Raw genomic sequence first — 13383 nt, 5'->3', positions numbered from 1 at the left:
AAGTACGACACATAGTCTGATTTTGTCCTTTATTGTTTTAATGTGTCCTTAGTGGTGCTACTCTGATCTTATTAAGGACAGCTTTAAAATAGAGATAAAAGAAGAGCCCATGACCATACTTCAAGAGCTTGAGATAATACAAAATATCATTGAAGGTGCTGGAACTCCCTTATCTCGGAGTGATATCCATGAGCAGTTATCTATACCTCTGACTGAAAAAACACTTCAAAGGCGTTTGAAAAAATTGTCTTCTGAGTTGCGTATTGGCACACTAGGCCAGAGAAGTGGCCTTAGATATGTGTCCTTAAACTATACTAAGGACACTTTGGGTGGGGTTTCAGAGAATGAGTCAACATATGACGCCGGGATCTTACTGTCCCAACAAAGCCAACAGAAACTTAGCTATCTGCACACCCCTTCTTATGCCCGCACCATAGTTGCTTACAATAAGTCGTTAGTAGAAAACTATGTCCCTAACACGAGTCGCTATGTCTCTAACGAAATTGCCAGTGAACTCAGGAAGTCAGGTCAGCGTTTTAACCGCAAGTTAGCGGCAGGAACATACGCAAAAAATATTGCACAAAGGCTTTTAATAGATTTGTCCTTTCACTCTAGTCGCTTAGAAGGCAATACCTACTCGATTCTGGATACTGAGAAGTTATTGGAAGTTGGGGAGACAGCGGACGGTAAGTATGATGAAGAAACCATCATGATCTTAAACCACAAAGAAGCAATACTGTTCTTGATTGAAAATGCGGAGGAGCTTTCTGTTACGCCTTTTGTTATCAGAAATCTACATCAGTTGCTGTCACAAGATCTGCTCTCCAATACTGCCGCATGTGGTCAAATCAGACAGATTGAAGTCAACATTACCAAGACATCTTATATGCCTCTTAACGCCCCTCAGCAACTTGAGGAACTTTTTACACTTCTACTGAGAAAAGCGCAAAAGATTGATGATCCATTTGAGAAGTCATTTTTTCTGTTTATTCATCTTTCTTACCTTCAGGCATTTGAAGATGTAAATAAACGCACCGCTCGTTTGAGCTGTAATCTACCCTTTATTCAGGAGAATTTATGTCCGTTAAGTTTTGTGGATGTTCCAAGGGATGACTACGCCAATTCATTAATCTACTTTTATGAAACCGGAGATTACCAACCTGCGTTAGAGGTCTATACCTGGGCTTATAAGCGATCTTGTGAGCAGTATGAGGTTGTTGAAAAGTCAGTTGGAGAAATCGACTCATATAGAATCAAATATAGAGCTGATCGCAAACGTGCTTTGGGTCAGATTATTCGTTCGATGACGGTTGGGGATAACGTTCAGAAGTTGCTTGAACAGTTTTGTGTTGAGAATGGTATTGAAGAACCGGACAAGTTTATCTCTATCGTATTGGTAGAGATGGATAACTTACATAGTGGAGCAATTATTTCTCTTGGAGTAACGGAAAACATGTTTAATCAATGGAAAAGCCGACTTGAGAAAGCAAAACTAAATTAAGAGGACTGGGCTTAGTTGCTACATAAAAAAGGCCAGCTCGAGAGCTGGCCAAATATAAAGTTTTGGAAGGAAACTTTATCTATAAATCAAAACCAAAGCCTCTTATGCGTTCGACAGCATTTGAGAATCTGCTTTAGCTTCTAGGTTTGTATTACCCATCAGGTACTCATCGACAGCGCGAGCACATTCACGGCCTTCGTTGATACAACGAACAACAAGAGACTGACCTGTACGCATATCACCTGCAGCGAAAACACCTTTCTGGTTTGTTGCGAAACCTTCAGTAGCCACATTGCCGCGCTCATCCAGTTTGATATCCAGCTGAGCTAGTACACCATTTGGTTCTGGATGCAGGAAGCCCATTGCAAGGAATGCCATATCACATGGGATTTCACGCTCTGTACCCTGAATTTCAGCGAAGTTAGGACGAACACCTGGTTCTGCATCTTCCCACTCGATATCCGCAATACGAAGGCCGGTAACATTACCGTTTTCGTCACCGATAAACTCTTTGGTCAGGATGCTCCAATGACGTTCACAACCCTCTTCATGTGAAGTTGATGTGCGAAGAATCATAGGGTACTGAGGCCAAGGCATATTTTCGGTACGCTTCTCTGGTGGCATCGGCATGATTTCCACCTGAGTGATACTTGCCGCACCGTGACGGTTAGAAGTACCAACACAGTCAGAACCCGTATCACCACCACCGATAACCACAACGTGTTTACCTTTCGCGTGGATCTCTTCAGTTTTAAGATCCATGTTGTTCGCACGGCGGTTGTTCTGGCCAAGGAACTCCATTGCAAAGTGAACACCTTTTAGCTCGCGACCTGGAATTGGCAGATCACGCGGTACAGTAGAGCCACCCGTCAGAAGAACGACATCGTATTCCTGACGTAGCTGCTGAGCGTTAATATCAACACCAATGTGAGCATTGGTTTCGAACACGATACCAGCTTCTGCCATGATATTGATCTTACGGTCAATGATATCCATACCTAGCTTAAAGTCAGGGATACCAAAGCGTAGCAGACCACCAACCTTTTCATCACGCTCGTAAACCGTCACACAGTGACCAGCACTGTTTAACTGTTCGGCAGCAGCAAGACCAGCAGGACCAGAACCGATGATCGCAACTGTTTTACCTGTGCGCATACGTGGTTTCTTAGGCTTGGCGTATCCTTCACGATACGCTGTTTCTACGATGGTCTTTTCGATGTTACAGATGGTGATTGGGTCCTGGTTAATACCCAGAACACACGAGCTTTCACATGGAGCAGGACAAACACGGCCAGTAAACTCCGGGAAGTTATTTGTGCTGCTTAGAATGTTCCATGCTTCTTCCCAGCTGTCACGATACACAGCATCGTTAAACTCTGGGATGATGTTGCCGATAGGGCAGCCGTTATGGCAAAACGGCACGCCACAGTCCATACAACGAGAAGCCTGAGTATTGATCTTCTCACCAAACTCTTCGTTTAGTACGAACTCTTTGTTGTTTTCAATACGAACACTTGGGTCGATCTTCTTTGGCAGTTCACGACCATGCTCTAAAAATCCAGTAGCCTTACCCATTATACTGCCTCCAACTCTTCCTGAGATGCTGCTTCAGCTTCTGCCTTGCGCTTATTTAGTACCGCTTTATAGTCACGCGGCATAACCTTAACCATCTGAGCAAGGTTAGCGTCAAAGTCATCAAGGAACGCTTTAGCAACGGTACTTCCTGTCAGCTCAATATGCTTAGTTAGCATGCTTTCTAGTAGCTCTTTGTCTTCCTGCTCGATTGGATCCAGGTCAACAAGTTCAGGGTTTAGTTTGGTTGCTTCGAAGTCACCAGCCTTGTCCCATACGTACGCTGTACCGCCACTCATACCAGCAGCGAAGTTACGTCCTGTAGAACCAAGGATTACAGCGATACCACCAGTCATGTATTCACAACCGTGGTCACCAACACCTTCTACAACTACCTTCGCGCCTGAGTTACGTACACAGAAACGCTCACCAGCAAGACCACGAATGTATGACTCACCAGAAGTTGCACCGTAGAAACATACGTTACCTACCACGATGTTTTCTTCAGGAGTAATGGTTGAGTTTGCATCCGGATAAAGTACAAGAGTACCGCCCGACAGGCCTTTACCCCAGTAGTCGTTCGCATTACCTTCAACTTCGAACTTAACGCCCTTAGCAAGGAAGGCACCGAATGACTGACCTGCAGAACCGTTGAATTTCACGTTCATTGGTTGTGGCAGACCCTGGTCTTTGTACACTTTCGAAATCTCATTCGACAGCATAGTGCCTGTACTACGGTCGGTGTTGATAATCGGAAGCTCGGCATCAACTGCTTCACCTTTCTCAAGTGCTGGAGTAGCAAGTGAGATAAGCTTACGGTCAACTACTTCTTCAAGAAGGTGGTTCTGCTCAATCTGGTTGTATACACCATCTGATTCACGAGCTGGCTCGTTGAACAGAACTGGTGACAGATCAAGGTTAGTGTATTTCCAGTGTTTAATATCTTCGCGAACTTTAAGCTTCTGAGACTGACCAACCATCTCGTCGATAGTGCGGAAGCCTAGTTCTGCCATTATTTCACGCAGACCTTCAGCCATGTAATTGAAGAAGGTAACAACGTCTTCTACGCGGCCATCAAAGCGCTCACGCAGAGTCTTGTTCTGAGTTGCGATACCAACTGGACAGGTGTTCTTATGACACTTACGCATCATGATACAGCCTTCAACAACAAGAGCCGCTGTTGCAATACCCCACTCTTCTGCACCAAGTAGTGTTGCTACTGCAAGATCACGAGGTGTCTTCATCTGACCATCAGACTGAACAACGATACGGTTACGCAGGCCGTTCTTCAGAAGTGTCTGGTGAGTTTCAGCCAAACCTAGTTCCCATGGAAGACCAGTGTGGCGAATAGATGAGATAGGAGATGCACCTGTACCACCATCGAAACCAGCAATAAGTACAACGTCTGCTTTCGCTTTAGCTACACCTGATGCGATAGTACCTACACCCGCTTCTGAAACCAGCTTCACGTTTACGCGGCCAGCACGGTTTGCGTTCTTCAGGTCGTAGATTAGCTGAGCCAAATCCTCGATTGAGTAGATATCGTGGTGTGGCGGTGGTGAAATCAAGCCAACTCCAGGAGTGGAGTGACGAGTAGCACCGATCCAGTCATCAACCTTATCACCCGGTAGCTGACCACCTTCACCAGGCTTCGCACCCTGTGCCATCTTAATCTGAACTTCATCAGAGTTCGTCAGGTAGTAAGACGTTACACCAAATCGGCCGGATGCGACCTGCTTGATTGCAGAGCGTTCCCAGTCACCGTTCTCTTTTCTTTCGAAACGAGCTGGGTCTTCACCACCTTCACCAGAGTTCGATTTCGCGCCAATGCGGTTCATCGCAACTGCCAGTGTTGAGTGTGCTTCATAAGAGATAGAACCGAAGCTCATTGCACCGGTAGCAAAACGTTTAAGAATATTCTCAACCGGCTCTACTTCTGCAAGAGGTACAGAGCCTGCCGGGTTCTTAATAAACTCTAGCTGACTACGTAGTGTCGCTGCATCATCGCCTTGAGCGTCTACAGTGCTTGCATACTTCTTGAACTGGTCGTAATTCTTGTTGCGGGTAGATTCCTGTAGCAGAGAGATAGTCTCTGGGTTAAACAGGTGTTTCTCACCACGCTGTTTCCACTGATAAACACCACCAACGTCAAGACGCTGAATTGGGATTTCACGAGTCGGGAAGCCAATACGGTGACGTACGATAACTTCTTTCGCGATGTCATCGATAGTCAGACCCTGAATACGGGACACTGTACCAGTAAAGTACTTATCAACCACAGACTTGCTGATACCAAGTGCTTCAAAGATCTGTGCACCGTGGTAAGACTGTAGCGTAGAGATACCCATCTTAGAGAAGATCTTAAGGAGGCCAGCGTTAACCCCTTTACGGTAGTTATCGAATAGCTCTTCTGCTGATGTTTCTGGATCCAGTTTTTTCTTCTTCTGAAGATCAACAATGGTTTCCAGAACAAGATAAGGGTTAACTGCGTTCGCACCGTAACCACAAAGCGTTGCAAAGTGGTGCGTTTCACGTGCATCACCAGTTTCGATTACGATGTCACACTTCGCACGCAGACCCTTGCGGATTAGGTGGTGGTGAACCGCGCCAACCGCCAGCATAGCTGGAATAGCAGCGTGGTTAGAGTTAATTGCACGGTCAGTCAGAAGGATGATTGAGTACCCATCAACAACCGCATCTTCAGCATACTGACATACACGCTTAAGTGCGCGTTGCAGCTTGCCTTCGTCTTCACTTGCGCGGAATACGATATCTAGCGTTTTCGCTTGAAGGTGCTCGTTATCGATAGCACGCAGCTTTTCAAGTTCAGAGTTCGAAAGTACTGGTGAAGAAAGCTCAACTTTCTGACAGTGTTCCGGAGATTCAGTCAGCAGGTTCTGATCCTTACCAAGGTAAGTGTTCAGTGACATAACCATACGCTCACGAATCGGGTCGATCGGTGGGTTGGTTACCTGAGCAAACAGCTGCTTGAAGTAGTTAGAAAGATGCTGTGACTGATGAGACAGTACCGCCAGTGGCCAGTCTGCACCCATTGCACCCAGAGGCTCTTTACCATCACGAGCTAGAGGAACGATGATTTCGTTCACTTCTTCAGAAGAGATACCGAATGCTTGCTGAGTATGCAGCAGACGCTCTTGTGAAGGCTGGTGGTGACGGTTATCCGCTTCAGGTAGCTGTTTCAGGCAAAGTAGGTTTTCTTTAACCCACTGTTCGTATGGCTGAGCAGAGGCAATACCATCTTTCACTTCTTCATCAGAAATGATGCGGCCTTGTTCAAGGTCAGCAACGAAGATACGTCCTGGCTGTAGACGACCGTGGTGTTCAACGTTCTCTGGATCGATTTCTACAACACCAGTTTCTGATGCCATTACCAGATAATCGTCTTTAGTCACTGTGTAGCGAGATGGACGTAGACCATTACGGTCAAGTGTCGCACCTACCTGTACACCATCGGTGAAACATACTGATGCAGGACCATCCCATGGTTCCATAACGTTCGCGTGGTACTGATAGAACGCACGACGTGTTGGATCCATGTTTTTGTTTTCTTGCCATGCTTCAGGAATCATCATCATCAATGCGTGTGGCAGACTACGTCCAGAAAGAACCAGCAGCTCTAGTGCCATATCGAAGTTAGATGAATCCGAGCTGCCTTCCTGACAGATAGGAAGAAGCATGTCGATTTCGGTCTGGGTAAACAGTTCTGATTCCAGAATTGCTTCACGTGCCTTCATCCAGTTCAGGTTACCACGTACGGTGTTGATTTCACCGTTGTGAGCAATATAACGGAAAGGCTGTGCCAGACGCCATTTCGGGAATGTATTGGTAGAGAAGCGAGAGTGTACCAGCGCAAGTGCAGTCACCATGGTTGGGTTCTGCAGATCAAGGAAGTACTGAGGTACCTGCTCTGTGGTTAGCTGACCTTTATATACCAGTGTCTTGTAAGACATTGAGTTGATATAGAAGTCATCACCGATATTTGAAACGCTCTCAAGACATACACGTACAGTGTAGTTACGCAGAACGTATAGCTTACGCTCCAGCTCTTCTGGTGTTACACCCGGGCCGCCAGAAATAAATACGTGCTCGAACTGTGGCTCAGTGCTCAGTGGGTCAGCACCAATCATTGAGTTATCAGTTGGCAGTACGCGGTAGCCCAGAATTTCCAGATCCAAGCGGCTTGCGTTGCGCTCTAAAATATCGCGGCACTGCTGACGTTTATGTTCATCTTTCGGGAACAGAACGACACCAACACCATACTTTTCAAAAGACGGCAGCTTGATACCAAGCTTTACTGTCTCTTCGAGTAAGAATTCGTGGGGTTTTTGTAAAAGAATACCCGCGCCATCACCGCTGCTAGGGTCACAACCCTGTCCGCCTCGGTGCTCCATGCGCGCAAGCATATCCAGTGCTTGGGTCACGACCTCGTGAGATTTACGGTTTTTTAAGTGAGCAACAAAACCGATACCACAAGCGTCATGCTCCAGCTCAGGAGTATAAAGACCTTGTGCCTTTTGCTCTCTATCTACCATAGATACATCCTTCCAGTTAAATTTAAGGCGCAATATGCCTAATGCGTTAGCATCACTGCCTTATCATTAATCGTTGTTAGAACTTAGCTTATCTGTGCGTAAGCCTGAATCCTTTCCGTTCTTCACAGGAAGTAAAGTTTGTGAAGAAAACATTCCCTAGTGATATCCTTGGTTATTTATCCACAAACTAGTGGTTTATATAGGTGGGTTAGGATTATCACAAAATAATTCGCACAATAATCCTGTATAGATCTGTAGGGGATTATTCTCGAACGTTTTGACATCCTACTTTTTTTTGTAGCTTAATTCCAATAAAAGTTGACATCGAACAAGTTTTTTTTAATAAGCCAATGAATAACAAATAGATATATATCGATGAAAATGGGTGTTTTTCTCACAAAGAATGCATCTTTATTGATTATTAATATAATTCTCACCAGTAAATACACTATAATATCCGGCCGAAAAATCGGTGATTATGTAATTTTATTTCAGTTTTCATTCCTTTAGTGGCACCACATGCAGTTACACGAATTAGTTAATACTCTGGGACAGGACTTACAGAGACGCTATGGCGAGAAAGTTCATAAGCTAACCTTACACGGAGGTTTTAGTTGTCCTAACCGGGATGGCACGCTTGGCAGAGGTGGGTGTACTTTCTGCAATGTCGCCTCCTTCTCCGATGAGCAAACCCAAAAACAGAGTATTCTGGAGCAACTCACCGACAGAGCAGGGGAAGTGCATCGTGCTAAAAAGTACCTGGCTTATTTTCAGGCGTACACCAGCACTTACGCAGAAGTTCAGACTCTGAAATCCATGTATGAAGAAGCGTTAAAGGCGGCTGATATTGTTGGGTTATGTGTGGGTACGCGTCCTGATTGTGTTCCCGACGCCGTTTTAGATTTGCTCTCGGGTTATGTTGAGCAGGGGTATGAGATCTGGCTTGAGCTTGGTCTGCAAACCGCCAATAACGACACACTCAAACGAATCAACCGTGGTCATGATTTTGAGTGCTATGCTGAAATTACTAAGAAAGCACGCGCCTTGGGTATAAAAGTGTGTACTCACTTGATTGTTGGTTTGCCTAAAGAAACTCGTGCTGACTATATAGAGACAATGAGCAAGGTTGTAGAAGTAGGTACTGACGGTATCAAGCTTCACCCATTGCATATAGTAGAAGGAAGTACGATGGCGAAAGCCTGGAAAGCGGGAAGAATGGAAGCACCTGAACTTGAGGAGTATGTCTCCGTTGCAAGTGAGATGATTCGTATGACACCGCCGGAAGTGGTTTATCATCGCGTATCAGCCGCAGCCCGAAGACCGACACTTCTTTCACCGCTTTGGTGTGAAAATCGCTGGCTGGCAATGACAGAGATCGGCAGGCATTTGGATAAAAAAGGTCCGCAAGGTTCGTTAATTCAGCGTCCTTTCACATATACTAAACCTGTAGTTGACTAAAAGTGAAAAGACAATAGATTGTATGCGCGTATATTCTTGGTGTAGTTAATAAAAATGGATAAGTTGCTCTTTCAGTTATCAGAATGGTTTTACTTCGTTGGATTCGATGCGCTTCTTGTCGTTTTTTGCATCTCTGTTGCCATTTACTATCGAGCACGAAAACACAATGAATTTTATCAACTGATTCAGGACTCGCCGTTGGCAATGCTTATCATCGGAGAGCAATCTGGAAAGCTGATTTCTGCTAACCGGTCTGCAATGCAACTATTAGGTGTGCGAAAAGTTGGTAAGAAGTTTATCTACCCTTCTTTGATATCACCAGAAAGTATCACAACCCTGCTTAGCCAGTTTGGTGGTATGAGTTTTAACAAGCATCGTTATACCTGGACTGTGTCCGATCTATCATCTGTAGCATTAGATCTTTCCGGCAGAAAAAGCACATTTAAAGGCAATCGTGTATGGATTGTTTACGCAGTGCCACACCAGAAGTCGACAGAAGAGACCATTCAGGAACAAACCTCTTTAAGAATTTCCAAAACCGCCATGGATTCTCTTTCTGAGCTTATCTTCGTTAAAGACAAAGAAGGGCTGCTGATTGGTACCAATAGGGCATTTGACAACTTCTGGAAAGGCAGAGCTGATGAAGGTGCAATAACCGTCAAAGGGCCAATGCGAGGCCGAGGAAATCAGCGAAACTGGACAACGGACTCTGAAGGGCGAAGTTGTTTGCTCGAAACATCTCATACCATGCTTATCTCAGACGAAGGGGACGTCATTGGTTCCTTAGGTATCAGCCATGATGTAACGGACTGGTATAAAATGCAGCAGGATCTTCGTGACGAAATGGACAGGCGTAAGGGTACCGAGGCAGCCCTTGCTCAACGAGACATCATTATTCAGTCTATTCTTGACTCCTCTCCGGATGCTATCGGTATATTTAATGAAAACCGTGTTTATGAGGCATGCAATCAGGCTTTTGCTTCTGCTCTCGGTATTGATGATTACAGAGAGTTGATAGGAGCAAAAGCGGAAGATATTTTGCCTGAAGAAGTTCATGGCCGGTTTACTCGCTCTAACGATTTGGTTATCAATGAAGGCAAGACACTTCGCTATGTGGATCACATGTTTGATGACTCGGGGGAGCAGTGGCTGGATGTGGTGAAGTCACCTTATAGAGATTCTGCTACATCACAAAGTGGTGTGCTGGTTATGGCGCGTGACGTTACTGAAAGATACCTGGCAGAAAGAAAACTGGAAGAGATGAACGAAGAGCTTGAAAAGCTCAGCTTCCTGGATAGTCTGACAACAATTGCTAACCGCCGCCAGTTTGATGAGAAGCTGGATACATTCTGGAACCTGCATATCCGTCAAAAAGCCTCTCTAACAATTCTTCTTGTGGATATCGATTACTTCAAAAACTATAACGATAACTATGGCCACCAAATGGGCGATCAGGCGCTGATAGAAGTTGCTGGTGCGTTCCAGCGCGTTTTGACTCGCTCTACCGACTGTGTAGCCCGTTATGGTGGTGAAGAGTTTGCATTCATCTTGCCAGAGACGGATGAAGAAGGCGCTAAGGTGATTGCTGAAGGCATTCACAAGGCGATCAAAGAACTCGAAATTCAACATGAATACTCCAAAGTTGCCTCTCAACTGACCTTGAGTATTGGTGTTGCCTCTTATGTTCCTCAAGTGGGAGAGAAGTCTAGTACCATTATCAGCCAGGCTGATAAGGCGTTGTATCAGGCAAAAGAGGGTGGTCGAAATCGTAGTTGTTTTTATTCCTGATTCTATGTGATCCGGATTTTAGTTCAGCTACATACAAAAGCGTAACTAGACGTTAGAATGTCTCCATGTTTTGAGCATGGAGCATTAAATGAAACCAATCAAAAACTTAGCTCAGTATTATGTTGATCTACTGGTTAAGCTGGGTATTCTCCGATTCTCTATTCTACTGGCTCTCGCCATTGTCGCGCTGGCGGTTTTCGTTCAGGTAGGAATTACTCTTGGACTGAAAGGTGCAGTAGACAATATAGATATCATACGTTCCGTGTTTTTTGGTCTAATCATTACCCCTTGGGCCGTCTACTTCCTTTCTGTTGTTGTTGACCAACTTGAAGAATCGCGTCAGAGGCTATCCAAGCTGGTTGCCAAGCTAAAAGATATGCGTTCCAGAGATCAGGAGCTTAATAATCAGCTCCAACAGAACATCATCAAACTGAATCAGGAAATTGAAGAGCGTCGTAAAGCAGAAAATGCCCGTGAGATTGCGATGAAAGATCTTGAGGCCGAGGTTTATCAGCGCGAGATGACTCAGGTTGAGCTGGCAGAGCGTACAGCACTTCTTCGTTCATTTATCGATGCATCTCCTGACTTAATTTACTACCGTAATGCTGATGGTGTTTTCTCTGGATGTAACAAAGCAGTAGAAGACTTGATTGGTAAAAAGGAGCAGGAGCTTGTTGGGCTGACTCCGTGGGATGTATACAGCAAAGAAGTTGCGAGTCAGGTGGTTGAAACCGATCAGCAGGTTTTCAAGAATAATGAAGAGATAACCTACGAGCAGTGGCTTGAATACCCTGACGGCAAGAAAGTCTACTTTGAGCTTCGCAAAGTACCGTTTTATAGCAAAGATGGACGTCACCTTGGTTTAGTTGGTTTTGGTCGTGATATTACAGAGCGTAAGAAGTATCAGGATGCTCTGGAGAAAGCTAGCCGGGACAAAACCACCTTTATATCGACAGTAAGTCACGAGCTTCGAACACCGTTGAACGGCATTGTTGGCCTTTCAAGAATGCTGCTTGATACCAAGTTAGATGAAGAGCAGCGTCAGCAGATGCAAACCATCAACGTGAGCGCAGTGACGCTCGGTAATATCTTTAACGATATTATCGATATGGATAAGTTTGACCGCCGCAAGCTAGAGTTACTACCTAAAGCTATCGACTTTGGCGACTTTGTCTCGGAAATGGAAAGCATTTCAGGCCTGATGGCACAACAAAAGGGGCTTCGTTTCGATCTGGAAAGGCTGACAGATTTACCAAGAGCTATTGAAGTCGATGCTACAAGATTGCGTCAGGTGCTGTGGAACATTGTTGGTAATGCCGTGAAGTTCACCAAAGATGGTGGCGTGGTGATGAGCGTAAGTTCTGATGTAGAAGACGGCTACGCGAATATCTCAATCGAGGTAGAAGATACGGGAATAGGAATCCCTGAGAAAGAGGTCGAAAAGATCTTTGCTATGTATTATCAGGTCAAATCTGGCAAGGACAACCTTCATGCGGTCGGAACCGGAATCGGACTTGCCGTATCAAAACAGCTGATCAACATGATGGATGGTGACATCACGGTATCAAGTGAAGAGGGCTTTGGCAGTGTATTCACCGTTTCTTTCCGAGTGCCGGTAGCTGAGATTCAGGAAGAAAAAGTTGAAGAGAGGTCGGAATCTGGTCAGGCGCTCAATATCTTTATGGTTGAGGATATTGAACTGAACGTTACCGTAGCCAAGTCACTACTAGAAACGCTTGGGCATACCGTCACGGTTGCAATGAACGGTGAAGAGGCGTTGGACACCTTTGAAGAGGGTAAGTTTGACCTAGTGTTGCTGGACATACAGCTCCCGGATATGACGGGATTCGATATTGCCATGTATTTGAGGGACAACTACGACGATCTCCCTCCATTGGTAGCGCTAACTGCAAACCTGATGAAAGATAAAAATGATTATCTGGAAAAAGGGATGGATGATGCACTAAGCAAGCCATTATCAATTAAAGCGATTAAGCGAGTGATAGATAATTATTCGGTGAAGAAAGAGCACAGAGAGCCTCAAAAAGAGAAGGTTGTTTCAAAGCAAGCTCCGACTTCTGAGTTAGCAACGAGGTTGCTTGATCTGGAGATGCTCGAATCTTATATAGAGATTGTCGGCACACAACCTGTTCTGGATAGCATTGAAATGTTTGAATCAATGATGCCGGAGTATATCGAGATTCTTGATTCGAATATGACTGCAAAAGATCAGGATGGAATTGTCTCTGAAGCGCATAAGATAAAAGGTGCGGCTGGCTCAATCGGTCTTAAGCACATTCAGAGCGTTGCTCAAAGTGCTCAGTCTCCTCAATTAACCGCATGGTGGGATAACATCAATGACTGGGTGGAAGAGATTAAGAATGAATACCAGAATGATATCAAAGTACTTAAAGAGTGGTTGAAGACAAAAGAATAGTTTTTCGGCTTCTTTTTGAGCGACAGACAAAACAAAAGCGCGAAGTCAGACTTCGCGCTTTTCAATTTTTGTAA

At 45.0% G+C, this 13383-nt stretch carries 6 protein-coding genes; 4 read left to right on the top strand and 2 right to left on the bottom strand.

The annotated features are described in order from the left end of the window. The first annotated feature begins 109 nt into the window (after positions 1-109). Positions 110-1501, top strand: a complete 1392-nt coding sequence (locus SNR28_RS23540) for a Fic family protein (RefSeq protein ID WP_375751311.1) — start codon at positions 110-112, stop codon at positions 1499-1501. 102 nt (positions 1502-1603) lie between these two features. Here the strand turns inward: SNR28_RS23540 and SNR28_RS23535 are convergent, their stop codons facing one another. Continuing rightward, on the bottom strand, positions 1604-3076 hold the full coding sequence (locus tag SNR28_RS23535; protein WP_375751310.1) for a glutamate synthase subunit beta: 1473 nt from the start codon (positions 3074-3076) through the stop codon (positions 1604-1606). After that, positions 3076-7626: a glutamate synthase large subunit gene (gene gltB, locus SNR28_RS23530; RefSeq protein WP_375751309.1), complete on the bottom strand. Its 4551-nt coding sequence runs from the start codon at positions 7624-7626 to the stop codon at positions 3076-3078. Before gltB ends, SNR28_RS23535 begins: the two co-directional genes overlap by 1 nt. Before the next feature lie 519 nt (positions 7627-8145). Here gltB and SNR28_RS23525 point away from each other — a divergent pair. The 3 genes from SNR28_RS23525 to arcB all read left to right on the top strand — a co-directional run bounded on the left by SNR28_RS23525 (position 8146) and on the right by arcB (position 13309). Then, positions 8146-9084 (top strand): TIGR01212 family radical SAM protein, encoded by a 939-nt coding sequence (locus SNR28_RS23525; RefSeq protein ID WP_375751308.1) that lies wholly within the window; start codon positions 8146-8148, stop codon positions 9082-9084. A 54-nt stretch (positions 9085-9138) separates the two neighbouring features. Then, entirely contained in the window at positions 9139-10872 is a 1734-nt protein-coding gene (locus SNR28_RS23520; protein ID WP_375751307.1) for a diguanylate cyclase domain-containing protein, read from the top strand. An 88-nt stretch (positions 10873-10960) separates the two neighbouring features. Beyond that, entirely contained in the window at positions 10961-13309 is a 2349-nt protein-coding gene (arcB, locus tag SNR28_RS23515) for an aerobic respiration two-component sensor histidine kinase ArcB (RefSeq protein ID WP_375751306.1), read from the top strand. The last annotated feature ends 74 nt before the right edge of the window (positions 13310-13383 follow it).

The sequence above is a fragment of the Vibrio iocasae genome, assembly GCF_042245395.1.
Classification (GTDB): domain Bacteria; phylum Pseudomonadota; class Gammaproteobacteria; order Enterobacterales; family Vibrionaceae; genus Vibrio; species Vibrio iocasae.
Note: the sequence above shows the minus strand (reverse complement) of the source record. Positions and strands in the feature narration are given on the sequence as shown.

What these genes read in the sequence shown, in the direction of transcription:
- SNR28_RS23525 (WP_375751308.1), top strand. Translation starts at nt 8,146, where the DNA reads ATGCAGTTACACGAATTAGTTAATACTCTGGGACAGGACTTACAGAGA.
- SNR28_RS23535 (WP_375751310.1), bottom strand. Translation starts at nt 3,076, where the DNA reads ATGGGTAAGGCTACTGGATTTTTAGAGCATGGTCGTGAACTGCCAAAG.
- SNR28_RS23520 (WP_375751307.1), top strand. Translation starts at nt 9,139, where the DNA reads ATGGATAAGTTGCTCTTTCAGTTATCAGAATGGTTTTACTTCGTTGGA.
- gltB (WP_375751309.1), bottom strand. Translation starts at nt 7,626, where the DNA reads ATGGTAGATAGAGAGCAAAAGGCACAAGGTCTTTATACTCCTGAGCTG.
- SNR28_RS23540 (WP_375751311.1), top strand. Translation starts at nt 110, where the DNA reads ATGACCATACTTCAAGAGCTTGAGATAATACAAAATATCATTGAAGGT.
- arcB (WP_375751306.1), top strand. Translation starts at nt 10,961, where the DNA reads ATGAAACCAATCAAAAACTTAGCTCAGTATTATGTTGATCTACTGGTT.